At 63.7% G+C, this 248-nt stretch carries 1 protein-coding gene; it reads right to left on the bottom strand.

Annotated features, from left to right (window positions below; all coding sequences use genetic code 11):
* Positions 1 to 248: cytochrome P450 (locus ACLJNW_RS27395; protein ID WP_410961705.1), on the bottom strand; the 248-nt coding region annotated here is incomplete at both ends.

Raw genomic sequence — 248 nt, 5'->3', positions numbered from 1 at the left:
CTCCTGGACGTTGCCCGCGATGGGGCTACTCTCGAATTGACCGTCGGCCGAATGGATTTCCATCGGCAGGCCGTTGGTCGGCACGAGCCTGGTCGATTCCACGTGGACGCCGATATCGGAGCCGGGCACGACCGTGAGACGGAATCTCGAGAGAATCTTGGCGAGCGCGATGCGAATAGTCGCCGTGGCCAGCGGCCCGCCGATACACAGTCTTGGTCCAGCCCCGAATGGGTGGTAGGCGTATGGGC

The sequence above is a fragment of the Salmonella sp. SAL4457 genome, from assembly GCF_046548235.1.
Taxonomy (GTDB): Bacteria; Pseudomonadota; Gammaproteobacteria; order Enterobacterales; family Enterobacteriaceae; genus Salmonella; species Salmonella enterica.
Note: the sequence above shows the minus strand (reverse complement) of the source record. Positions and strands in the feature narration are given on the sequence as shown.